Genomic DNA, 22,802 nt, shown 5'->3' on the forward strand with positions numbered 1-22,802 from the left:
GTTAAGCTAACTTGTACTAATTACCCGTGAGGCTTAACCATACAACGCCAAACGCGTTTTATGTGACTGTTTAAGCGCAGAAGTTAAGATTGTAGGTCGTGATTTATCGCGACAACTAAAGTAGATTTACTAACAGCTGTAAGCGATAAGCTTAAAGTTGTAAGAAGACAATTATCAGCATTTTCAAATTTTAGTTAGTGCGTAGAGATACGAACTGACACCCAATTTGCTTGGTGACAATAGCGTTTTGGACCCACCTGATCCCATGCCGAACTCAGTAGTGAAACGAAACAGCGCCGATGATAGTGTAGCATTTGTTATGTGAAAGTAGGTCATCGCCAGGCTCCAAATAAAGAAAGCCCGACTCACTGAGTCGGGCTTTTTTACGTCTGCAGGAAAGTGAAACAGCGAGCAAGGTGCAAGGTGGCGAGTGTCGCTCAGGCGTTCACCTGAAAGCAACACACCCCCATATATAGGTTGTCGCGATAAATCACGACCTACACTGAGTGAACTCAAATAGTGTGTGTAATACCAATCTGCATAAATATTTGAACAATTTAACGAATTAAATCACGCTATAACGTCGTTAAAAATTTTTATTTAGAACAACTAGATACAAAAAATTTTGCCTAGTTATAGCGCAATTTTCTTGTTATTAAATAGACCCCATATCTATCCAGATTGGTATAAGAAAGCTTATTTATATCCGTTAGGGTTATTGTTTTGCCAGCGCCACGCGTCTTGCATCATTACCTCTAGTCCACGTTCTGCTTGCCAATTAAGCTCAGTGAGTGCTTTTTCAGGTGCAGCATAACAAGATGCTATATCACCAGGGCGGCGTGGAGACACTTGATAGGGAACTTCTTTTCCACAGGCTTTACTGAACGCATTGAGCATTTGTAGTACAGAGTAACCATTACCTGTACCAAGGTTGTATACATGTGCACCAGTATCTTGATTAATTTTATTCAATGCTTTTAAATGGCCAAGAGCTAAGTCAACAACATGAATATAATCGCGTACACCAGTACCATCAACGGTGTCATAATCATCACCAAATACGCCTAACTGTTTTAATTTACCAACCGCAACTTGTGAAATATAAGGGAGTAGATTGTTTGGGATACCATTAGGGTCTTCGCCAATCAGACCAGATTCATGTGCGCCAACGGGGTTGAAGTAACGCAGTATAGCAAAAGCGAAGCGTTCATCTGATTTTGCTATATCTTGCAGCATCATTTCCACCATGAGTTTTGATGTACCGTATGGATTTGTTGTGCCACCTACTGGGAAATCTTCACGAATAGGTAAGCTCGCTGGATCACCATATACTGTTGCGGATGAGCTAAAGACGAGTTTAAAAACATCAGCATCTCGCATAGCATCTACAAGGGTAAGTGTACCTTGCACATTATTTTGATAATACTCGATAGGCTTTACTACAGATTCACCTACAGCTTTCAGTCCTGCAAAGTGAATAACACTCTTAATAGTATGCTTTGAAAACACATTAGCTAAAAACGCCTTATCGAGAATGTCACCTTGATAAAAAGTGATCTCTTTACCTGTTATGTTTTTTACTCTTGTAAGCGATTCTTTTGACGAGTTGCTTAAATTATCAATGACGACGACGTCATTACCCTGCTGTAGAAGCTCTAATACTGTGTGCGAGCCAATATACCCAGCACCACCTGTTACTAAAATTGTCATGTAATCTCCATATAGGGCAAGCTTTTAAGTTGACGTAATTCCATCATATATAGTGATGAATTGCATGCGCTATCGTTAAATTTAGTCCGTTTATTTGATATGTATATCTTTTTGGCGAATAGAGGTATATTTGATTACATAATTGATGTAAATGATAACAACTTAATGTGCATATATTAAGCTATAGTTAAGTCGTTACTGCTAGTATCTTACTTATATTTGGTTAGTTACCTATTGGAGAAAATTATGAATATGGTCAAAAAAATTGCACTTACTTTCTTAGTCGCATTACCTGTGTTTGCCCAAGCAGGTGAGGCCGTAGTTAAGTGGCAAGATTTTAATGATTATCGTGATGTTCGTCCATCAAATGAAGTGAGAGGGTCTTTTCATAAACGCGTAGCATCGAGTTTTGAAAAGCATTTTACTAAGCTCGCCGAAAATTTACCTGAAGGCTATAAGTTTAATGTAGAAGTAACGGAGCTAGATTTAGCCGGAGATGTTCGTTTCGGTGGTATGAATGAGTTACGTATTATAAAACCTATCTACTTTCCACGTATTGAATTTACATACTCTGTGACAGATAAAAATGGAAAGATTTTGACTGAAAGTGACAAAGTATCGTTAAAAGATATGGGTTTTATGGATAAAATTAAAATGGGCCGTGATGATGCATTTTATTACGATAAGCGTTTGCTAACAGATTGGTTTAAAAAAGAATTAATTCCAGCAGTTGTGCCTCAATAAGTAAATTTAAAAGGCACGAATATTCAAGTATTAGTGCCTTTAGTTATTATTTAAACGTTGTTAATAATTGCAATATTTGTTGTAATTTAATCACGGTTGTTTTTAATTTTTCTTCACTAAAGCCATCGCTACTTAAGCTTTCGACATCGGCTGCAACATCAAGTACGTATGGTTTGAAGCGCTTAGCTTCAAAATCAAAGCCTGCATCGGCTGGGAAGAGAGCCTTAAATTTACCGTGGCCTTGTTGTTGAAGCTCATCTAATTTTTTATCGGCATCAAGTGATTGACGATAAACAACTTTTAAGTTTTCATTTAGTTGCTCAATAATTGAATCCATTTTTTTCCTAAAGCTTTAAACTGCGATGCCGATATATTACGTGGATTGCATATAAAAGTCAGGTATTGAACTATGAATATATCAGGTGGAAGTTTACCAGCCATGAGTGGCACAGCACAAAGCGGCGAAGTATACAGCGCTGCTTTAGCTAAAAAGCAGCAACAAGCTGATGGCGCCGCTGCATTAGCCTTAATTGAAGGTGCAGCAAGCTCTAGTGCAGCACAAACGCCTACTAAGTCGGTTACAGCATCACTGGGTAATAACGTAAACGTATACGTATAGACTCTACGTTCATGTAAGCTTGAGATCGATAGGGGTTTTACTTTGTTGTCCGCCGATCTCGCGCACCAGTTTGGGCACTAAAAAACCAGGTAATGCGAGTAGCATTTCGCCCACAATTTTGCGTGCCTGCTCCTCTTTGATATCAAAATGACTCGCACCTTCAACTTTGTCTAACAGGTATAAGTAGTAAGGTAGTACATCGGCATCAAATAATGCTTCGCTTAAATCAATTTGAGCCCGAGCGCTATCATTTACATCTTTTAAAATCACCGCTTGATTGAGTAATGTAACACCTGCTTTTTTTAACTTTTGCATAGCCGTTTTGAATTCATTATCGATCTCGTTGGCATGATTAATATGATTGATAAATATAATCTTTAGCGGTGAGTCAGCCAAGCGCTGGCATAGTTCATCAGTAACCCGAGATGGGATCACAACAGGTAAACGGCTGTGAATTCGCATCCGCTTAATTTGTGGTAATTGTTCAAGTTCATCCATAAACCAACTAATCGCATCGTCTTTGGCCATTAATGGATCACCACCACTTAAAATCACCTCGTTAATATTCGTGTCCGATTTAATGTAATCGAGTGCATCAATTAAACTGCGTTTGTTTAGTTGGTTCTCTTGATACGGAAAGTGGCGACGAAAACAGTAACGGCAATTTACAGCACAGCCTGTTTTAAACATCACTAAAACACGAGAACGATACTTGTGTAATAGCCCAGGTTGTTTGTTATCTTGTTCTTCTAAGGGATCTTTATTGAAGCCTGTTTTTGCAATGAATTCTTGGTGGCGTGGCATGACTTGTAATAAAAGAGGGTCATTTACATCACCATGGCGCATTTTTTTTATAAAAGGGACAGGCACACGAACAGGGAATAAACTGCGAGCTTTTATGTCGTTTTCATGGACTTGGCTTGATAAGCCAAGCATTTCTAATAGTACTTTTGGGCAAGTAACGACATTTGCTAATTCTTTTTGCCAGTTTTTATGCAAATTTGCTTCATTTCTTTGTATCATTGGCACGTAAATTACTCGAAAAATTATTAGATAGAGGAAACGATGGCGAATTATAGCACCAACGAGTTCAAGGGCGGCCTAAAAATTATGATGGACGGCGAGCCTTGCAGTATCTTAGAAAATGAAATGGTAAAACCTGGTAAAGGCCAAGCGTTTAACCGTGTTCGTATTCGTAAGCTTATTTCAGGTAAAGTACTTGAAAAAACCTTTAAATCGGGTGAGTCAGTTGAAGGTGCTGATGTAATGGATACCGATCTTGCGTATCTTTACACTGATGGTGAGTTTTGGCATTTCATGAACAACGAAACATTTGAGCAAATTGCTGCAGATGAAAAAGCACTTGGCGATACTGTTAAGTGGTTAGTTGAAAATGACGTATGTACTATTACGTTATGGAATGGCAGCCCAATTGCTGTTGCTGCGCCTAATTTTGTAGAGCTAGAGATCACAGAAACAGATCCTGGCCTTAAGGGTGATACGGCGGGTACTGGTGGTAAACCTGCGACCTTAAGCACTGGCGCAGTCGTACGTGTTCCTTTATTCGTGCAAATTGGTGAAGTTATTAAAGTCGACACCCGTAACGGTGAATACGTAAGCCGTGTTAAGTAAGCTTTAAAAATACGACTTAACTAAATCCTGGCTTTAAGCTGGGATTTTTTTTGGAGAAAATATGTCAATCGATCTTTGGCAGCCAAGCGCACAAGTAAATACTTTGGCGCAACGAGCTACAATCTTACGAGCTATTCGTGAGTTTTTTTATCAGCGTCAGGTGATGGAGGTTGAGACACCTAGTTTAAGTAGTGCAAGTGTTACCGACGTGCATTTAGCGAGTTTCAAAACGCAATTTATTGGTCCAGGATACGCGCAAGGTTTACCTTTGTATTTACAAACATCCCCAGAATTTGCCATGAAGCGTTTATTGGCTGCGGGCAGCGGCGCGATTTATCAAATCTGTAAAGCATTTCGTAATGAAGAAGCTGGCAATCATCATAATCCAGAATTTACTATGCTTGAGTGGTATCGACCGGGGTTTGATGAATTTTCCTTAATGGACGAAATGGATGAGCTGATACAGTTAATTTTAAATGTGCAGCCTGCAAAACGTTTAACCTATCAACAGGTTTTTGAGCAAGCGCTAGGGATCGACCCGCTAACAGCTACAATTGCACAACTGCAAAACATTGCCTGCGAGCAGGGCTTTGCCGATATAGCTAAGCATGAAACGCATCGCGATACATTATTGCAGTTATTGTTTTGTATGAAAGTAGAGCCGACTATAGGCCAAGATAAACCGTGTTTTGTGTATCACTTTCCCGCATCACAAGCTGCGCTGGCGAGTATTTGTGAGCATGATACAAGAGTTGCTGGGCGGTTTGAGCTTTATTATCAGAACATGGAGCTTGCAAACGGCTTTAATGAGCTTACAAACGCACAGGAGCAAGCAAAGCGCTTTAATGATGACAATGTGTACCGTAATGCAAATAACTTAACTGCGGTGCCTATAGACACGCGTTTAATTGCCGCGCTTGAGCATGGCTTGCCACAATGTGCCGGTGTCGCATTAGGAATTGATAGATTAGTGATGCTAGCGACAGATAAAAATAGCATCAAAGAAGTTATCGCGTTTGATGTTGAAAGAGCGTGACTAGTAAGGTAGCTAGGTACTAGAAAGTTCTAGAGCCTAGCTACCTAGGGCGTGTTGACCTTTCGTGATTAATTTTGCAGCAGTATGTTTGGTATTTAGGCAAGGCAGCGCCTATGCAGTGTGGTTGTTCCCCATAAATAGGCGATAACGCAGTATAAATGCCAAACATGCGCTGCCCAAAGGGTTCTTCCTAGGGGCGATTGACTCTTTGTTACCTACACGGATGTAGGTAAGGGGCGTGAGCAGGACGCGGAAGCTTTGCTCGGTTTTTACTTAGCCCGCTAGGTTACAAACCTCGCGCCGCGATTAAATCGCCCCTAGATTGAACAAATTTCAACCCACAAAGGTCAACACGCCCTAGAGCTTATTATCTATAATTCGTAAATAAAGGTAACACCAGCGACCATTGGTTCGCCTTGCTGTGTATATGTATGAGTAACCCAGCCATCACGAGGATCGTTTGCAAATTCAAAACCGCGGGTAGGTGCCTCTTCATCAAATACATTACGGGCCCAAGCGCGGATTGACCATTGGTCGGCCTCATATCCAGCAGTAAAATTAACTAGATTAACATTGGACGCTTGTGAATTGTGGCTATCAGAAAAGTAATAGTCGTCTTTACCTTCAATACCTACCGTAGCAAATAACTCATCAGTAAAGTTATAACGAGCGGTAAATGCGTACTGGTATTTAGGTGCTTGAGCTTGCTCACGACCGTCTTGATCTAATGGAGGTGAATAGAGGCTTGTTCTAGCTACATAATCATTAATCTTAGTATCTAAATAACCAACACTACCAGTAAAAAATAAATCATCGGTTAGCTGGTAGCTGCCTTCAATTTCTAGACCGTAGTTCTCACCAGATCCTGCATTATCAAAATAGCTAGTAAAGTTTTGACCTTCTACCAACCAAGACTTTAATTGCATGTCTTCACGGTACATATAAAATGCCGCTAAGCGCAGTACAAATTTGTCATCCAATGAGCTGCCTTTAACGCCGAACTCGGCATTCCATAAGTACTCAGGATCAAAAGTTGTGTGTTGTTGAAAAAAGTCAGCGCCGAGGCCGAACTCTTGTGCTTTGGCGAGGGCTTCAGAGTTAATGCCGCCAGCTTTGTAGCCGCGAGTAATACTTGTGTAGATCATTGTTCGATCAATTACTTGATATTCAAGGGCTACTTTACCACCGACCATTACATCATCACTACTCACAATAAACCCATTACTGTCACTGTAATCACTACTGTGCTCTTCAACACGTAGACCAGTAATCAATGTTGTTTTAGCATTTATTGGAGTGGCTAATTGACCATAAACAGCAACATTACTAACTTCATAAGTAGAATTAAATAAAGCTAAATCAGAATTTTCTATGCGTTGACGATCAAGCCCTACATTACGGTTTTGATAATAGATTCCGGTAATCCAGTCTTGGGCTTTTCCATTAAATTGCAGCTCTGCCGTTTTATCTTTGCGATCACGATAGTATGCATCTTTGTAGCTATAACTTTGCTCATGTAAACCTGCACCACATAATTTTGGCTTACTGGTATCATTACATACCCAGTCTTCATCAAAACTATATAGTAATTCACTGTCTATGCCTGATAAGTTTAAGCTCACATCAAATAGATCAAAACCGGTATAAATATTGGCAAGCCCTACAGCAATACTTTCTTGGTTATCTTGTCCTGGGCTATCCGCTACACTATTACGGCTATTATCAAGGGTAAATGCGTCATAGCCATTGTTAATATCAATATAGTGAACGCTTAATTCAGTACGTAAATGATCGCTTAATTGGCTGTGTAGCTTAAAGCGGCTGATCATTTCATCTTGTTGTTGTGTTGGCTTACCTAAATACTCATTATCCATAAAGCCATCAGATTCACGTTGGTAAATACTGGCGCGTACCGCAGTGCTGTCAGTAATACCAATGCCGGCAGCAATACCTGCTTCGTAGCTATTATAGTTACCAGCACCTAGTTGAACCTTTACACTAGGATCAAATGTAGGATCAGCTGATTCCATTTGGATCATCCCACCCAAACCATCAGCACCAAAGCGTGTACCTTGTGGGCCGCGATAAATTTCAATTTGGTTTACATCAAAAAGTAATGAGCTGCCACCAAGACCTGAATAGTTAATGCCATCAATCACTAAACCAACCGATGGGTTAATTGGATCAACGAATTGTGAGCGCAGACCAACCCCACGAATTTGGATAAAGCGTCCGCGAGATGCACCAGATGAAAAGTTAACATTAGCGGCACTGGCCAACATTTCATCTAAAAAGTTAGCGCCTCGGTCATTAATTTCTTGCTGGCTAAATAAACTGGCGCTGGCACTGAGGGTTTGAATACTTTCTTTTTGAAAGTCCCCAGTAACAAGTATTTTTTCAAGATCAGTATCTTCAGCAAAAGCTGGGGCGCTTAATAAAGGTAGTAGCGCAGCGGTAATTAAAGACAGACGTAGTTTCATTCGGTTGCTTAACTCCATTTCAGGGACTTGTATGATAACAACTATTCTCATTAAAGTCGTTATTCAACTTTTGGGTGTCTATATGTTATAAACGCGCACAGTATACATAATTAGGATTACGAATATGACATTTAAAGTAGACTTTAAAGTGCGCGACTATGAATGTGATTTACAGGGTATAGTAAACAACAGTGTTTATTTTAATTATTTAGAGCATGCTCGCCATGAATTTTTATACGCCAACGGCATTGATTTCGCGCAGCTTGCCCGAGATAAAATTAATTTAGTGGTTATGCGTAGTGAGATAGACTATAAACAGTCTTTAGTGCCTGGCGATGAGTTTTATGTTGCTGTAGAGCCGGAGCGTATTAGCAGATTAAAATTCGGATTTAGGCAAACCGTGATACGTAAAAGTGATGATAAAGTCATGCTTAAAGCATTAGTAATAGGAACTAGTGTCAACGAGCAAGGGCGACCATTTTTACCAGAGCAAGTTAATCAGCTATTTAAAAGTGAATAATTCATTAGTGCGAATGTTTTTTACTATCTTAGAACAATTTTTTACATTTAAAACATGCATTATTAACGGTAAAAACTGTTAATTATTGTTACTATGTGTTGATTGAATTTTAGGTTAAGAATCACATGAAATTAGCAGCAATACCGATGCTTGTTATCGGTTTTTGTATTGGCTGCTCATCGACAGGGACAGTCACAAGTGAGCAATTGAAATACACTAAGTGGCAACTATCACATGTTGATGGTTTAGCGATCCCGACATCTTACACTGCATCATTAAGTTTTATTGAAGCGTTGCAAGTCAATGGTTTTGCGGGTTGCAATAAATTTTTTGGCGAAGGCTTGCTGGATGATAATCATTTAACGGTTAATAAGTTAGGCATGACCCGAAAATCATGTGGTGATGAGTTAGATGCGTTTGAGCAGCAATTTTTAAATGCGTTGAAGCAGGGTGTGCCGTTACAAATCCAAAATCAACAATTAGTTTTAAATGGCGAACAGACATTTGCGTTTATTCCTGCAAGTTAACCCCTTGCAGGCTAATTACATCTGACGTACACTCGTCAGCGAACAATATATAGAATTTTTACTTGTCGGAGTGCCTTGAGTTTTAGCTCAAAGGCTGAGATCGCGAAAGCGGGATCCGTGAACCTGATCAGGCTAACACCTGCGTAGGGAACAAGCTGCCATAAACGGGTGCTTGTGCGCCTGTTTGGCGTATAAGTACTCTGGCTGCCAAGGTTGGTAGTGCTTTTTTGTAACACCAATCTACGATCCATGTAGCATTTGCTACTCTCTATTGCATTGCAATATCTGACGAGACAACCCTTTAGCAATGAGGTAAGTCATGTCAAATACATCAAATAAACCGTCTCGCCGCGAAACCCGTGCGGCTGCATCAGATTATATTTATAACCTTACTGGGCAACCTTTTCCAAGTTCACACAAAGTGTATGTACAAGGTACCCAAGAGAATGTACGCGTTGGTATGCGAGAAATTACGTTAAGCGATACTTTCATTGGTGGCACTGATGAAAACCCAGTGTACGAGTCAAATGCACCACTGCGTGTTTATGATACATCGGGCCCATACACAGACCCAGATTTCACTCTTGATGTGCGAAAAGGCCTTGATAAATATCGTGAGCAGTGGATTGAAAGCCGTGATGATACCGAGGTGTTGGAATCAGTCACGTCGCAATTTTCGCAGCAACGTATGGCTGACGAAGGTCTTGACCACATTCGTTTTGAACACTTACCTAAAATTCGTCGCGCTAAAGCGGGTAAAAACGTCACGCAAATGCATTATGCTCGCCAAGGTATTATCACACCAGAAATGGAATATGTCGCAGTACGCGAAAATATGGGTCGTGCGCAAATCCAAAAAGAGTTATTAGCGCAGCAGCATAAAGGTGAATCGTTTGGCGCGAGCATTCCTGAGTTTATTACTCCTGAATTTGTGCGTGATGAAATTGCTCGCGGACGTGCAATTTTACCAAACAATATTAACCACCCTGAAACCGAGCCGATGATAGTAGGGCGTAACTTTTTAGTGAAAGTAAACGCAAATATAGGTAATTCATCAGTAAGTTCATCTATCGAAGAAGAAGTTGAAAAAATGGTGTGGTCAACCCGTTGGGGCGCTGACACCGTAATGGATTTATCAACAGGGCGTTATATTCACGAAACCCGTGAGTGGGTAGTACGTAACTCGCCTGTACCAATTGGTACCGTACCAATTTATCAAGCACTTGAAAAAGTAAATGGTGTAGCAGAAGACCTAACATGGGAAATCTTCCGCGACACCCTAATTGAACAAGCTGAGCAGGGCGTAGATTACTTTACTATTCACGCTGGTGTTTTACTACGCTATGTACCTATGACGGCAAAGCGTGTTACCGGTATTGTATCGCGTGGTGGTTCAATTATGGCTAAGTGGTGTTTAGCGCACCATAAAGAAAACTTTCTTTATACGCATTTTGAAGATATCTGCGAGATTTTAAAGCAATACGATGTGTGTTTCTCATTAGGTGATGGCCTGCGTCCGGGGTCAATTGCTGATGCCAACGATGATGCACAATTTAGTGAATTGCGCACACTTGGTGAGCTGACAAAAATAGCATGGAAGCACGACGTACAAGTCTTTATTGAAGGCCCAGGCCATGTGCCAATGCACATGATCAAAGAAAACATGGAAGAGCAACTTAAGCATTGTGATGAAGCGCCATTTTATACGCTTGGCCCGCTTACAACTGACATTGCACCAGGTTATGACCATATTACCTCCGGTATTGGTGCGGCACAAATTGCATGGTATGGCTGTGCAATGTTGTGTTACGTAACACCCAAAGAGCATTTAGGTCTGCCAAATAAAGAAGACGTAAAAGAAGGGCTGATCACTTATAAAATAGCGGCCCATGCTGCAGATTTAGCAAAAGGTCACCCGGGAGCACAAGAGCGTGATAATGCATTGTCAAAAGCGCGTTTTGAGTTCCGCTGGCATGACCAATTTAATATTGGTTTAGACCCAGTTCGCGCCCGCGAATACCATGATGAAACGCTACCGCAAGAGTCAGGAAAAGTAGCGCATTTTTGCTCTATGTGTGGGCCAAAATTCTGTTCAATGAAAATCACCCAAGAAGTGCGCGAATATGCCAAAGACCTAGAAGCCAGAGGTATCGATCCAAACAATGTTGGTGAGAGTATTGAAATAAAAATGGTTGATGTGGAAGCTGAGATGAAAGCTAAATCTGACGAATTTAAACAAACTGGCTCAGAGATTTACCATAAAGCGGTTTAAAAGCTAGTTGTAAGCGATAAGCTTTAAGTTGTAAGCAGAGCACCGCTTATGGCTTACAGCTTATAGCTGAGAGGTTATTATGTCTTACAAAATTGCGGTAATAGGTTTTGGTTTAACTGGGCGTTTGGCGGCGCTTGAATTGAGTATGCTGCATCAGGTAACTGTATTTGAAGCGGGTGATGAGCAAGCGCTTGATAGTGCAGGCCGTGTTGCAGCGGCGATGCTTGCACCACTTGCAGAATCTGTTTTATGTGAACAAGATTTAGCATTAATGGGGCTTGATTCGATAGCCCGTTGGCCTGCTATTTTAGCGCAGTTAGATGATGAGGTGTTTTTTCAACAGCAGGGCACATTAGTGGTTGCTCATCAGCAAGATAAAGGCGATTTACAAAGCTTTGCTCAGCGCCTAAAACCTTTGCTGGGGCATCAGGCTCACTCACTAACCAGTACACATATTAATGAACTCGAACCTGAGTTATCTGGGCGTTTTAACCAAGGGCTTTATTTACCTTGCGAAGGGCAAATTGATAACCAAGCATTTTATCAGGCAAGTTATAAAACACTACAAGCACGAGGCGTGAGTTTTGAATTTGGTAAAACAATTGATATAAATTCAGAAAGTATACAAGGCGCGTTTGACTATATTATTGATTGTCGAGGGCTTGGGGCAAAAAGCGTCAGTTGTAAATTACGTGGAGTCCGTGGTGAAGTTGCGCGTTTATATGCGCCTGAGGTTAAACTTACTCGGCCCATACGACTAATGCATCCACGTTATCCCATTTATATTGCACCTAAACCTAAGCATGAATATGTTATTGGCGCGACCGAAATTGAATCACAAGATAATGGTCCAGCCACAGTGCGTTCAACGCTTGAGTTACTTTCTGCTGCATACACCGTTCACAGTGGTTTTGCTGAAGCGAGACTGTTAAATATTCAAACTGGTTTACGCCCAGCATTTAGCGATAACCGCCCACAAGTAAGCAAGCAAGGTAAGGTGATCAGCATTAATGGCCTGTATCGCCATGGTTATTTATTAGCGCCAAGTCTAGTGGCTGATGCCGTAGCTAAAATCGAATAAGATGAATAAAACTATGAATATAATGATAAATGGACAGCCATTTGTATTAAGTGATAAGCACACGTTACTCGATGCGCTTAGCCAATTTGGCGCGAAAGAGCCATTTGCAGTGGCATTAAATGGGGTTTTTATCGCGCGTAGCTTATGTGCAGATACACAATTGAATGAAGGTGATAGCCTTGAGTTACTCTCGCCAATTCAAGGGGGATAGTATGAAAGATTGTATCGACGACAGTTTTAATATTTATGGCGAACAGATTAATAGTCGATTATTAATTGGCTCTGCACTGTATCCCTCACCGGCGATTATGGCTGAGTCGATTGAGGCGTCTGGTTCGCAGATTGTCACTGTGTCTTTACGCCGTCAGCAAAGTGCTGCTGCGGGGGATGATTTTTGGCAATTAATAAAAGACACTGGCTTAAAAATATTACCTAACACCGCAGGTTGCCACAGTGTTAAAGAAGCGGTTACATTGGCGCAAATGTGCCGAGAAGTGTTTGCCACCGATTGGATTAAATTAGAGTTAATCGGCGACGAATACAACCTGCAACCCGATCCCTTTGCACTGCTTGAAGCGACTAAAATCCTTTTAGCTGAAGGATTCAAAGTGCTACCGTATTGCACGGATGATTTAGTGCTATGCCAGCGCTTAGCGCAGGCCGGGTGTGAAGTGTTAATGCCATGGGGTGCGCCAATAGGCACAGGTAAAGGGTTGTTAAATCAATATAATTTAAAAACTATTCGAGAACGATTGCCAGAGCTGACTTTAATAGTTGATGCGGGCCTTGGTCTCCCCTCACATGCCTGCCAAGCACTCGAAATGGGGTATGATGCGGTATTATTAAATTCAGCCATTGCGGGGGCGGGTTGTCCTGTCACTATGAGTTGTGCATTTAAAGCTGCGGTTGAAGCTGGACGTTTTGGTTATTTGGCTAAAGCAATGCCTGAAAAAGAGGTTGCGGCTCCCTCAACACCAACAATGGGTATGCCATTTTGGCATCAAAATAAAATTTAGGATAAATGTGTTTATGAAACAGGTTGTTTGGACAATTGCAGGCTCAGATTCAGGTGGCGGTGCAGGTATTCAGGCTGATATTAAAGCGATGCAAAGCTTTGGTGTGCATGGCTGTACAGCAATTACCGCACTCACTGCACAAAATAGTTTAGGCGTTGAAGCACTAAATCCTATTTCTACAGAGGTTATTGAATCGCAGTTACTTGCGCTTGAGCATGATATGAAAGCCGCAGTAATTAAAATCGGCATGTTAGCAAATGTACAGCAAATTCAACTTGTCAGTGAACATATTAAGCATTATCAAAGTACTTGGTCTGTGCCGCCTTTAGTAGTGTATGACCCCGTTGCGATTGCCAGCAGTGGTGATTTACTTACCGAAGAAGACACCGTTAGTGCAATTAAAGAATGTTTATTGCCGCTGGTAGATGTGATCACCCCGAATACGCACGAAACGCAGCTGTTAACGGGTGTGTATTTAATTGGACCAAGCGCCGTAAGAGAAGCCGCAGCAAAGTTACAAAGCTGGGGCGCAAAAGCCGTGGTGATCAAGGGCGGTCATTGGGATTACCCGAGCGGTTATTGTATTGATTATTGTATCGATGGCAGCACCGATGGGGGGAGTGAGTATTGGCTCGGCAATGAAAAAATTCAAACACCACATAGCCATGGGACTGGCTGTAGTATGGCCTCTGTTATTGCGGCGTGTTTAGCAAAACAATACCCCTTAAAAGATGCCTTTATTTTAGCAAAAGCGTATATCAACCAAGGCTTAAAAGCCGCAGTACGTTATGGTGAAGGGATTGGCCCTGTGGCACAAACGTGTTTCCCTGAAAACCTTGATGATTACCCACAAGTGATTGAAGCCGGGAGTTGGCTTGCTGACGAATTAGACTTTGATGCGCCAAATGAATTTACTATGGCTGCTGGTTTTCCTGCTTGTGAGAGCAAACAGCTTGGTTTATATGCCGTTGTTGATACTGTTGATTGGTTAGAGAAATGCCTGGCGCAAGGTATTAAAACCGTCCAGTTAAGAATGAAACAAGGTACAGAGCGTGAGCTTGAGCTTGATGATGCCGTGTCTGCTGCGGTGATGCTGGGTAAAAAATACGATGGTCATGTATATATAAACGATCACTGGCAGTTAGCAATTAAGCATGGCGCGTACGGTGTACATTTAGGTCAAGAAGATTTGCTTGAGGCTAATTTAGTCGCCATTAAAGAAGCTGGGCTGCGTTTGGGACTTTCGACGCATGGGTTTTATGAAATGCTTCGTGCTCATAATTATCGTCCTAGTTATATGGCGTTTGGGGCAATATACCCAACCACCACTAAAGATATGACAGGGCAAATACAAGGTCTTGAAAAACTAAAACACTTTGTGCCGTTAATGAGCGATTACCCAACAGTGGCGATCGGTGGCATTGATTTAGCACGCGCGAGTGAGGTTGCAGCAACTGGCGTGGGCAGTGTGGCTGTTGTTAGAGCCATTACAGAGGCAAGTGATTATCAACAGGCGATAGCAGAATTACAAATGGCGATTAACAGCGATGGCTGAGGTAATCGAGGGCGCTTTATCTGGCAAAGAGCAGTTGCGTTACAGTCGCCATTTAATGCTTAAAGAAGTTGGCCTTGAAGGGCAGTTAAAGCTCAAGGCAGCTCACGTTGTGGTGGTTGGCGCTGGTGGTTTAGGCAGTCCTGCCTTGTTGTATTTAGCTGCTGCTGGCGTTGGCAAGCTTACTTTATTGGATGATGATAACGTTGAGCTTTCAAATTTACAGCGCCAAGTGCTTTATAAAGTAAATCACCTTGGGCAACAGAAAGTCAGTGCGGCGGGTAAAGTACTGAGTAGCTTAAATAATCAAATTACGATTAACACCTTAAACATTCAGCTTAGTGCTGAAAATGCCGAGCAGATTTTTACAGACGCAACCCTAGTGCTTGATTGCAGTGATAACTTTAATACTCGTTATGTGGTTAATCGTTTTTGTTTAAAGCTCGCTATTCCTTTGGTTTCTGGTGCAGCAATCGCAACCGATGGACAGCTAATGTGTTTTGATTTTCGTGATCAACACAGCCCATGTTACGGTTGTGTGTTTCCACGAACCGCTGATGAGCAGACGCTTAACTGCAGTAATGCTGGTGTGTTAAGTCCGTTATTAGGTGTGATTGGTTCAATGCAGGCATTATTAGCGGTTAATGTAATTTTAGGTCATCATCAGGGAAGTAAATTTGTTCGCTTTGATGGCTTAGGTTTAGTGCAGCAGCAGTTTAAATTAAGTAAAGCGCCGCAGTGTACAGAGTGTGGCTGTGAAGAGGCTTGAAATAATAGAACGCGGAATGACTGAATTAGTCTTCCGCGTTTTTATTTAAGATTAATAATTAACAATTAATCTCGGCAAATGGTGTGCCCATACGCGTTACCGTTTCCGGCTTTTGATCATCTAAAATACCTGCTTTATTAGCACCCCAGGCTAAAATAACGGTTGAGCCTAATTTAAAGCGGCCCATTTCATCGCCTTTTTTCAAGGTAATGCTGTTGTCACCTGAGGTTGGGTAATTCCAGCTAAAGACATCTTTACCTGCTGGTGGGGTAACTGTACCAGCCCAAATGGTTTCGATGCTGGCAACAATTGTTGCGCCCACTAGTACCATAGCAAGAGGGCCAATTTCAGTATCAAAAATCGCCACTACACGCTCATTACGTGCAAATAAGTTAGGTACATTTTGCGCGGTCAGTGGGTTTACTGAGAATAAATCACCCGGAACGTAAATCATTTTGCTCAAGGTGCCATCAATCGGCATATGAATACGATGATAGTCTTTCGGAGCAAGGTAAATCGTTGCGAACTCGCCACCTAAAAATGGTGCTGTATCCTGCTCAGAGCCACCTAGTAGCGCTTGTAAGCTGTAATCATGTCCTTTAGCTTGAATAAGCTGACCGTCTACGATAGCGCCTAGCTGGCTAATTGCACCATCAACGGGATGAGTAATGATGCTATCATCGGTTGTTAATGGGCGCACACCTTCTTTTAATGGGCGAGTAAAAAACTCATTAAAGGTTTTATAGTGAGCCGGATCGCTATACTGCGCTTCGTTCATATCTATTTTATATTGTTTAATAAACAATTTGATCAAAGTAGTGGTTAATGCACCAGCTTTAGCCGCGGCTAACTTGCCTACCATACGAGATACAAAATGTTTTGGCATTGCGTACTGCATTGCGATTTTGAATTTATCTAAACTCACAAGTTTCTTCCTAAAAATTAAATACGAGGAGCACGCGCTCCGGCGCGGCCATCGGCCATAGTTTCTAAAATTCTGTGGTAGCTATCAAAACGTAGCTGTGAAATATCACCTTCATCGATTGCTTGGCGAATTATACAGCCAGGATCATTCAAATGTTTACAATCCCTAAAGCGACAACCACCAATAAACTCACGAAACTCTTTAAAACACCAAGTAACGCGTTCTACATCTAAATGCCACAAGCCAAATTCACGAATACCAGGAGAATCAATTAAGTTACCGCCAGAAGGTAAGTGGTGAAGTCGTGACACTGTTGTTGTGTGTTGACCAAGGCCGCTGTTCTCAGAGACTTCTTTGGTAAGTATTTCGGCATTAGGTAATACCGTGTTCACGAGCGTAGATTTACCGACACCACTTTGACCAACAAAAATGCTATTTTTATCGACCAGAGTATCTTTGAGTTCATCAATACCTTTGCCTGTAATATTACTAACCAGTAACACTTGGTAATCAAGTGCTCTATAAATATCCAAAATTTTATTAATATTGGCAAGCCCTTGCTCATCAATTAAGTCTATTTTATTGAGCACTAAAATAGGCTCTATGCCCATGTCTTCACAGGCAATAAGGTAGCGGTCGATAATACTGGGGGTAAATTCAGGTAATACTGCTGACACCATCAAAATTTGATCGATGTTGGCGGCAATGACTTTTACACCATCGTAAAAATCAGGGCGTGTAAGCTGCGAACGGCGTTCATGCATTGCTTCAATAACGCCGGCTAAATCACCTTCACTTACTTTAGCGCGACGAAATTGCACTTCATCGCCACAAACAATACCTTTAACAGTACGGCGAATATTGCAGCGCAATACGTCACCGTCATCGGTTTCAATATCGGCATGTTGACCAAAACGACTGATCACTACAGCATTTTCAGGCGCACCTAAATTATCGGTTTGCCACTTATCAGCCTTACTTTTGGCTGGTGCAGAATCTGCATTAGATAAGCGTTTTTCATGATTGGCCTTAATCCTACGGGATTGACCTTTACTTAATTTCTTCTGTTTTGCCACTTTTGGCCCATAACTTAGTTAAATGTCGTGCTTTTTGAAAAAAAAGCTTTAGGTCGACTGATGATACTAATATGATATATCTAAATGCGTTAGATCTAAAGGAAAGCACCGCAAGGTAATTATGTCTTTTCATAAATCAAATCTGATTTGGCTCGACCTCGAAATGACAGGTCTAGAACCAAGTACAGACAAAATACTCGAAATCGCCACCGTTGTCACCGACAGTGAGCTAAACATCTTGGCCGAAGGTCCAACTATTGCAATTCATCAAAGTAATGAGTTGCTCGATGGTATGGATGAATGGTGCACTAACCAGCACGGTCAATCAGGTCTAACAGCTCGTTGTAAGACGAGTAAATTCACAGAGCAAGATGCCGTTGAGCAAACATTGGCATTTTTAAAGTTGTGGGTTCCAGCAGGTGCCTCACCTATGTGCGGTAACTCGATAGGGCAAGATAGACGCTTTATGAATAAATACATGCGCGAACTGGAAGATTACTTTCATTACCGCAATTTAGACGTCAGTACAATTAAAGAGCTCGCACGACGCTGGAAACCTGAAGTTTTAGCGCAAGTGAACAAAAAAGGCTCACACCTTGCTCTTGATGATATTAAAGATTCCATTATGGAATTAAAAGTCTATCAAGAAAAATTCTTTAAATTGTAAAAAACACTTGCAAACACATGGAATTATTGTAGAATCCCGCCCCGCTTAAGACGATAACCCCTGCGGGGTTAGTGTGTTTAAGTTGCTTGAAATAAACATGTAGTACGGCACTAGCTCAGTTGCCTGAACGTTCACTGCGACTAGTCGCGTGACAACGGACGAATTACTGACTATTTAAATGCGGCACTAGCTCAGTTGGTAGAGCGCGACCTTGCCAAGGTCGAGGTCACGAGTTCGAGCCTCGTGTGCCGCTCCAATTTCTAACCAAAGAAATTGGAGTGATTTAAAAATTAATGCGGTACTAGCTCAGTTGGTAGAGCGCGACCTTGCCAAGGTCGAGGTCACGAGTTCGAGCCTCGTGTACCGCTCCAATTTCTAACCAAAGAAATTAGAGTGATTTAAAAATTAATGCGGTACTAGCTCAGTTGGTAGAGCGCGACCTTGCCAAGGTCGAGGTCACGAGTTCGAGCCTCGTGTACCGCTCCAATTTCTAACCATAAGAAGTTGAATTATTTTTAAAAATACAATTTATAAAGCGGTACTAGCTCAGTTGGTAGAGCGCGACCTTGCCAAGGTCGAGGTCACGAGTTCGAGCCTCGTGTACCGCTCCAATGTTTATTAAACAAATCAAAATATCCTATTAAGTAAATTATCTTAAACCTTAAAGAACTGTATGCTTTTCTTGATGGCTGATGGCTGATGGCTGATGGCTGATGGCTGATGGCTGATGGCTTTAAACTTGCCCTTGCAGTGTCGCTATAAGTCTTCTTGTGCCGCCATGGTCGCGATGCTCACCTAAATAAATGCCTTGCCATGTCCCCAATTGTAAACATCCTTGATTAATAGGAATTGTAAGCTCACACCCTAAGGTACTACTTTTGATATGTGCTGGCATATCGTCATCGCCTTCATAATCATGACGATAATAAGGTTGGCACTGGGGTACAAACTTATTGAAATGACTCTCCATATCCATACGTACGGATTTTCATTAATCGTTAAGCTGGCAGAAGTGTGTTGAATAAAAAGGTGGAGTAAGCCAATTTTATAATGGGAGATTTCAGGGAGTTGAGTGAGTATTTCATTATCAATAATATGAAAGCCTCGAGAGCGAGGCTTCAAAACCAGTTGTTTTTGTAACCAACTCATATTTTATCGAAACTGACTTCAATATTTGCATTACCTGCATCAGAGGTGAATGGGATGAGTATTTTTGCGCCATCACTTTTATGCGTAATAGTATGGCCTTTACCAGATACAACTATAGGTGTGGCCATGTCAAAGTCATAACCTTTTTCACCCAGTAGGTTTTTTGCACCACCGGTAACCATGTTGGTTATTTCACCAACCATGTCAGTTACTTCTTCGTCAATTGAGTCAGGGCGCTCACCTAGCATACGTTCCATAATAGTCAGCGCTAAGCTTTCATCAAAGGTAATAGAAAATGAACCTTTAGTTTGCGGGCCTACCATACCTATTAAACCTGAAACATCACCACAGGCAACTTCATCTTTTTTAATTCTAGGCTTACCCGGTTTTAATTCGGTTTGAGCCATTGTACCTAGTACATTTAACAGAGACGTTAAAAAAGGATTGATGAACTCTACATTCATTGTTACTTATCCCTTGAGTTGGCAGTTTATACTGCTGTTATAAATTAAAGTGTAGCGGCTAATTTGAGCTCTGCACTTAATTATTCCTTACATGAACCACAAATACCATGGGCTTCTATTGTTTGCCCTGATACAGTAAATTCGCTTTCGGCGGCAAGACTGTTAAGTTCGTGTGAAATCACAGTTGAGTGTAACTCTTTGACAAAACCGCACTTATCACATATTAAAAGTTGTACAGGATGAATGTGGTCAAAATGATGACACAGCATAAATGCGTTAGTACTTTCAATTTTGTGGATAAAGCCTAGTTCTGCTAAAAAGTCTAATGCACGATATATCGTCGCAGGTTTAGCCCCTGACTCAGTGATTTTAAGTTGTTCTAATAAATCATAAGCCCCAACGCCGCCTTGGGCGCTAGCCAGTAGGCGAAATACTTTTTCACGGATCGGTGTAAATCGGGCGCCACGATTGTCGCATACTTGTTTTGCTTTACTAACGAGTGACTCTATATTCATCATTCTCTTATCCTTACGCTACCGTGATATACTAACATACTGTGTTGTACTTGCAGCGTTTTTATTAGACAGTTTTATTCTAGGAAGTCTAGCAATGAATGAATTATTAGCGATATTTATCTTCTTTTTTGCGGTTATCGATCCAATTGGCACTGTTCCTGTTTTTATTGCTACTACGCGTGGCGACTGTGAGCAGTTTAAGCGTAAAGTAGCTTACAAGGCTGTTGCGGTTTCTGCAGTAGTGTTGTTGTTTTTTGTTCTGGCGGGAGAGCTGCTTTTAAATGCAATCAAAATTCCACTGTCCGCTTTTCAGATTGCAGGTGGTATTGTCCTACTTTTGTTTGCACTATCTATGATTTTTGGTGAAAGTAAGCCTGAAACCGAAATCAAAAGTGTGAGAGATAGTACGGCAACGGCTATATTTCCTTTGGCAATTCCGTCAATTGCTAGTCCTGGGGCAATGCTCGGGGCTGTGCTTATGACACGTAATAATGAGTATACATGGGTCGAACAATCAATTACTTCAGCTGTCATGCTTGCAGTACTTGCGGTGGTGTTAGTTTTATTATTGCTAGCGACTCATGTTCATAAGTTAATAGGTGATAGCGGCGCGAGCATTATTAGTCGGATCATGGGATTGATTCTTACATCAGTTGCCGTTACGAATATATTAGATGGCATTGCTCATTACTTCGGGTTGCAGGTGTTTTCATAAGTTTGTGATCGATGTTTTTTGATTTGAATGCTTAAGATTGATGGAAGCCCTGCATTTATGTAAAATGTGGGGCTTTTATTTAGCCCTAACTGTTATTAATTACCTGAGGATTTTACTTTGAATAGACGCTTTTCTGTGGCCCCGATGCTTGATGGATGCGATTGATTATATAATGCCTATGTAATTCAATGGTTTAATTTGAATGGTGTTTTCAGAAAGGGACAAAAGGGGACAATAAATGTTCTCTTAATATCTGCTCTTATTAATTACATGCTCTAAAAATATAACGTTTTTATCAGGGCTATCCAGCTTTGAACGAATAAATCCATTTTTTTCCATTACCTTAATTGACCCAATATTATTGACTTCAACACCTCCAATTAGAGAGTGGATGTGCTTATCTAACTATGCCCAATTAACTAGGCCTTTAATTAATTCACTTCCATATCCTCTAGCCCAATAAGATTCACCTAATAGATAGCTGATATGTAAATCCAATTGTCCTCTTTTCGTCTCATCGTCATAGAGAAAAACAAAGCCAATAATCTTATTGTTTGGTTTTAGTTGGATGGATAGAAAACTGCTTTCTTCAATTCTCTGTTTCCACCAATTACTTGCCCCTTTGTAGCTTGTTATGTTTTGCCACTCACTAGGTAGAGAACTAGTCACAGCTGGCGTTAGTAACTCTAAAACTTTAAGTGTGTATAGTCGTTTACTGTCATCGTCTAATATTTGGGACTTAACACTTTTAATTAAAAGTCGTTCAGTATTAAACGCGCATCTTTGCCACAGCGGTAGGAGATCTGTCATGGTAAAATTCCTTTGTTAGGATTTTTCAAAATATTTGTAATAAAAAATGAGTGACATTACATAGTTTACGTATCACCCATATTTTATTATTAGAGGTGCATTTTATCCTTAAAGTGAATCGGTTGACTTTTCTTTAAAAGATTGCTTAAACTCCATCGTCATTTGATATCCTTTAATTGCAGGCGCTGCAATAGCATTTAAGCAAAGTTGCCCTAACATGATTAAAGTTGCCGTTGCTAATGCATCTAATATCCACGCAATGGCAGTACCACCAATACCGATATAACTAGGCATAGTTTCTAATGCTGGGATTGTCTGTAATCCAGTTATACCATGTAGGGCTAATGCAACCCAAAAGCCAAAGCAGTAGGGGCATTGCCACGCTTCGTATAAATACGCCAGTGGTCTAGGTAATCTTTCAATAATCCAGTTAAACCAGTTTCCCCAATCAGGTAACTTTTCCCACAACAAGATATATATCGAAAGTCCTATAAGCGCGAGTGTAATGTTCATATTAATCTCC

Annotated in this window: 24 protein-coding genes, 4 tRNA genes, 1 rRNA gene, 1 pseudogene and 1 riboswitch; of the genes and pseudogenes, 19 read left to right on the forward strand and 11 right to left on the reverse strand. The window is 41.1% G+C overall.

Annotated features, from left to right (window positions below; genetic code table 11):
• The first annotated feature begins 229 nt into the window (after positions 1 to 229).
• A 5S ribosomal RNA gene (rrf, locus tag A7967_RS14400) occupies positions 230 to 344 on the forward strand.
• A 352-nt stretch (positions 345 to 696) separates the two neighbouring features.
• Here the strand turns inward: rrf and galE are convergent.
• Positions 697 to 1,710, reverse strand: coding sequence for a UDP-glucose 4-epimerase GalE (gene galE, locus A7967_RS14405; protein WP_054202970.1), 1,014 nt, complete (start codon positions 1,708 to 1,710; stop codon positions 697 to 699).
• A 246-nt stretch (positions 1,711 to 1,956) separates the two neighbouring features.
• Between galE and A7967_RS14410 the strand changes: the two genes are divergently transcribed.
• Positions 1,957 to 2,454 (forward strand): DUF3016 domain-containing protein, encoded by a 498-nt coding sequence (locus A7967_RS14410; RefSeq protein ID WP_054202971.1) that lies wholly within the window; start codon positions 1,957 to 1,959, stop codon positions 2,452 to 2,454.
• Between the two features lie 46 nt (positions 2,455 to 2,500).
• Here A7967_RS14410 and A7967_RS14415 read toward each other — a convergent pair whose 3' ends face one another.
• Positions 2,501 to 2,791 carry a hypothetical protein gene (locus tag A7967_RS14415; protein ID WP_054202972.1) on the reverse strand — a complete coding sequence of 97 codons (291 nt, stop codon included), beginning with the start codon at positions 2,789 to 2,791 and terminating at the stop codon, positions 2,501 to 2,503.
• Positions 2,792 to 2,863: 72 nt separating this feature from the next.
• On the opposite strand from A7967_RS14415, the gene A7967_RS14420 reads away from it, so the two are divergent.
• The gene (locus A7967_RS14420) at positions 2,864 to 3,073 is read left to right on the forward strand and encodes a hypothetical protein (RefSeq protein ID WP_054202973.1); all 210 of its coding nucleotides are present in this window, start codon (positions 2,864 to 2,866) and stop codon (positions 3,071 to 3,073) included.
• 9 nt (positions 3,074 to 3,082) lie between these two features.
• On the opposite strand, the gene epmB is transcribed toward A7967_RS14420, so the two are convergent.
• Complete coding sequence (gene epmB / locus A7967_RS14425) at positions 3,083 to 4,096, reverse strand: EF-P beta-lysylation protein EpmB (RefSeq protein WP_054202974.1); 1,014 nt, start codon at positions 4,094 to 4,096, stop codon at positions 3,083 to 3,085.
• Between the two features lie 42 nt (positions 4,097 to 4,138).
• Between epmB and efp the strand changes: the two genes are divergently transcribed.
• Positions 4,139 to 4,705 carry an elongation factor P gene (gene efp, locus A7967_RS14430; protein WP_054202975.1) on the forward strand — a complete coding sequence of 189 codons (567 nt, stop codon included), beginning with the start codon at positions 4,139 to 4,141 and terminating at the stop codon, positions 4,703 to 4,705.
• 61 nt (positions 4,706 to 4,766) lie between these two features.
• Positions 4,767 to 5,741: an elongation factor P--(R)-beta-lysine ligase gene (epmA, locus tag A7967_RS14435; protein ID WP_054202976.1), complete on the forward strand. Its 975-nt coding sequence runs from the start codon at positions 4,767 to 4,769 to the stop codon at positions 5,739 to 5,741.
• A gap of 371 nt (positions 5,742 to 6,112) precedes the next feature.
• Here the strand turns inward: epmA and A7967_RS14440 are convergent, their stop codons facing one another.
• Positions 6,113 to 8,221, reverse strand: coding sequence for a TonB-dependent receptor (locus A7967_RS14440; RefSeq protein WP_054202977.1), 2,109 nt, complete (start codon positions 8,219 to 8,221; stop codon positions 6,113 to 6,115).
• Positions 8,222 to 8,345: 124 nt separating this feature from the next.
• On the opposite strand from A7967_RS14440, the gene A7967_RS14445 reads away from it, so the two are divergent.
• The 8 genes from A7967_RS14445 to A7967_RS14480 all read left to right on the forward strand — a co-directional run bounded on the left by A7967_RS14445 (position 8,346) and on the right by A7967_RS14480 (position 15,958).
• A complete protein-coding gene (locus A7967_RS14445; protein WP_054202978.1) occupies positions 8,346 to 8,741 on the forward strand; it encodes an acyl-CoA thioesterase in 396 nt (131 codons plus the stop codon).
• A 125-nt stretch (positions 8,742 to 8,866) separates the two neighbouring features.
• Entirely contained in the window at positions 8,867 to 9,268 is a 402-nt protein-coding gene (locus A7967_RS14450; RefSeq protein WP_064435819.1) for an META domain-containing protein, read from the forward strand.
• A gap of 56 nt (positions 9,269 to 9,324) precedes the next feature.
• Positions 9,325 to 9,435: riboswitch (TPP riboswitch) on the forward strand.
• Positions 9,436 to 9,587: 152 nt separating this feature from the next.
• A complete protein-coding gene (gene thiC, locus A7967_RS14455) occupies positions 9,588 to 11,540 on the forward strand; it encodes a phosphomethylpyrimidine synthase ThiC (protein ID WP_054202979.1) in 1,953 nt (650 codons plus the stop codon).
• A gap of 79 nt (positions 11,541 to 11,619) precedes the next feature.
• The gene (locus A7967_RS14460; RefSeq protein ID WP_054202980.1) at positions 11,620 to 12,621 is read left to right on the forward strand and encodes an FAD-dependent oxidoreductase; all 1,002 of its coding nucleotides are present in this window, start codon (positions 11,620 to 11,622) and stop codon (positions 12,619 to 12,621) included.
• A 13-nt stretch (positions 12,622 to 12,634) separates the two neighbouring features.
• Complete coding sequence (gene thiS / locus A7967_RS14465) at positions 12,635 to 12,832, forward strand: sulfur carrier protein ThiS (RefSeq protein ID WP_054203180.1); 198 nt, start codon at positions 12,635 to 12,637, stop codon at positions 12,830 to 12,832.
• 1 nt (position 12,833) lies between these two features.
• The gene (locus A7967_RS14470; protein WP_054202981.1) at positions 12,834 to 13,637 is read left to right on the forward strand and encodes a thiazole synthase; all 804 of its coding nucleotides are present in this window, start codon (positions 12,834 to 12,836) and stop codon (positions 13,635 to 13,637) included.
• 13 nt (positions 13,638 to 13,650) lie between these two features.
• On the forward strand, positions 13,651 to 15,192 hold the full coding sequence (thiE, locus tag A7967_RS14475) for a thiamine phosphate synthase (protein ID WP_054202982.1): 1,542 nt from the start codon (positions 13,651 to 13,653) through the stop codon (positions 15,190 to 15,192).
• Positions 15,185 to 15,958, forward strand: coding sequence for a HesA/MoeB/ThiF family protein (locus A7967_RS14480; protein WP_054202983.1), 774 nt, complete (start codon positions 15,185 to 15,187; stop codon positions 15,956 to 15,958). Before thiE ends, A7967_RS14480 begins: the two co-directional genes overlap by 8 nt.
• Positions 15,959 to 16,016: 58 nt before the next feature.
• On the opposite strand, the gene asd is transcribed toward A7967_RS14480, so the two are convergent.
• Together asd and rsgA are read right to left on the reverse strand one after the other, a co-directional pair.
• Positions 16,017 to 16,883, reverse strand: a complete 867-nt coding sequence (gene asd / locus A7967_RS14485; RefSeq protein ID WP_197279048.1) for an archaetidylserine decarboxylase — start codon at positions 16,881 to 16,883, stop codon at positions 16,017 to 16,019.
• Between the two features lie 17 nt (positions 16,884 to 16,900).
• Positions 16,901 to 17,959 (reverse strand): small ribosomal subunit biogenesis GTPase RsgA, encoded by a 1,059-nt coding sequence (gene rsgA / locus A7967_RS14490; protein WP_054202984.1) that lies wholly within the window; start codon positions 17,957 to 17,959, stop codon positions 16,901 to 16,903.
• 121 nt (positions 17,960 to 18,080) lie between these two features.
• Between rsgA and orn the strand changes: the two genes are divergently transcribed.
• The 5 genes from orn (at position 18,081) to A7967_RS14515 (ending at position 19,237) form a co-directional block, all read left to right on the forward strand.
• A complete protein-coding gene (orn, locus tag A7967_RS14495; protein WP_054202985.1) occupies positions 18,081 to 18,626 on the forward strand; it encodes an oligoribonuclease in 546 nt (181 codons plus the stop codon).
• Positions 18,627 to 18,806: 180 nt separating this feature from the next.
• A tRNA-Gly gene (locus A7967_RS14500) sits at positions 18,807 to 18,882 on the forward strand.
• Positions 18,883 to 18,921: 39 nt separating this feature from the next.
• A tRNA-Gly gene (locus A7967_RS14505) sits at positions 18,922 to 18,997 on the forward strand.
• A 39-nt stretch (positions 18,998 to 19,036) separates the two neighbouring features.
• Positions 19,037 to 19,112: transfer RNA gene (locus A7967_RS14510), tRNA-Gly, on the forward strand.
• A 49-nt stretch (positions 19,113 to 19,161) separates the two neighbouring features.
• Positions 19,162 to 19,237: transfer RNA gene (locus tag A7967_RS14515), tRNA-Gly, on the forward strand.
• 122 nt (positions 19,238 to 19,359) lie between these two features.
• Here the strand turns inward: A7967_RS14515 and A7967_RS14520 are convergent.
• The 3 genes and pseudogenes from A7967_RS14520 to A7967_RS14530 form a co-directional block, all read right to left on the reverse strand.
• Positions 19,360 to 19,775: pseudogene (locus tag A7967_RS14520) on the reverse strand (secondary thiamine-phosphate synthase enzyme YjbQ).
• The gene (locus A7967_RS14525; protein WP_054202987.1) at positions 19,772 to 20,239 is read right to left on the reverse strand and encodes a chemotaxis protein CheX; all 468 of its coding nucleotides are present in this window, start codon (positions 20,237 to 20,239) and stop codon (positions 19,772 to 19,774) included. The pseudogene A7967_RS14520 and the gene A7967_RS14525 overlap by 4 nt, the downstream one beginning before the upstream one ends.
• Before the next feature lie 80 nt (positions 20,240 to 20,319).
• Positions 20,320 to 20,754, reverse strand: a complete 435-nt coding sequence (locus A7967_RS14530; protein WP_054203182.1) for a transcriptional repressor — start codon at positions 20,752 to 20,754, stop codon at positions 20,320 to 20,322.
• 94 nt (positions 20,755 to 20,848) lie between these two features.
• Between A7967_RS14530 and A7967_RS14535 the strand changes: the two genes are divergently transcribed.
• Complete coding sequence (locus A7967_RS14535; RefSeq protein WP_054202988.1) at positions 20,849 to 21,469, forward strand: MarC family protein; 621 nt, start codon at positions 20,849 to 20,851, stop codon at positions 21,467 to 21,469.
• 405 nt (positions 21,470 to 21,874) lie between these two features.
• Here the strand turns inward: A7967_RS14535 and A7967_RS14540 are convergent, their stop codons facing one another.
• Both A7967_RS14540 and A7967_RS14545 read right to left on the reverse strand, forming a co-directional pair.
• Positions 21,875 to 22,279: a GNAT family N-acetyltransferase gene (locus A7967_RS14540; protein ID WP_054202989.1), complete on the reverse strand. Its 405-nt coding sequence runs from the start codon at positions 22,277 to 22,279 to the stop codon at positions 21,875 to 21,877.
• 108 nt (positions 22,280 to 22,387) lie between these two features.
• Complete coding sequence (locus A7967_RS14545; protein WP_054202990.1) at positions 22,388 to 22,792, reverse strand: hypothetical protein; 405 nt, start codon at positions 22,790 to 22,792, stop codon at positions 22,388 to 22,390.
• Between the last annotated feature and the right edge of the window lie 10 nt (positions 22,793 to 22,802).

This window comes from Pseudoalteromonas neustonica (assembly GCF_001653135.1).
GTDB lineage: Bacteria > Pseudomonadota > Gammaproteobacteria > Enterobacterales > Alteromonadaceae > Pseudoalteromonas > Pseudoalteromonas neustonica.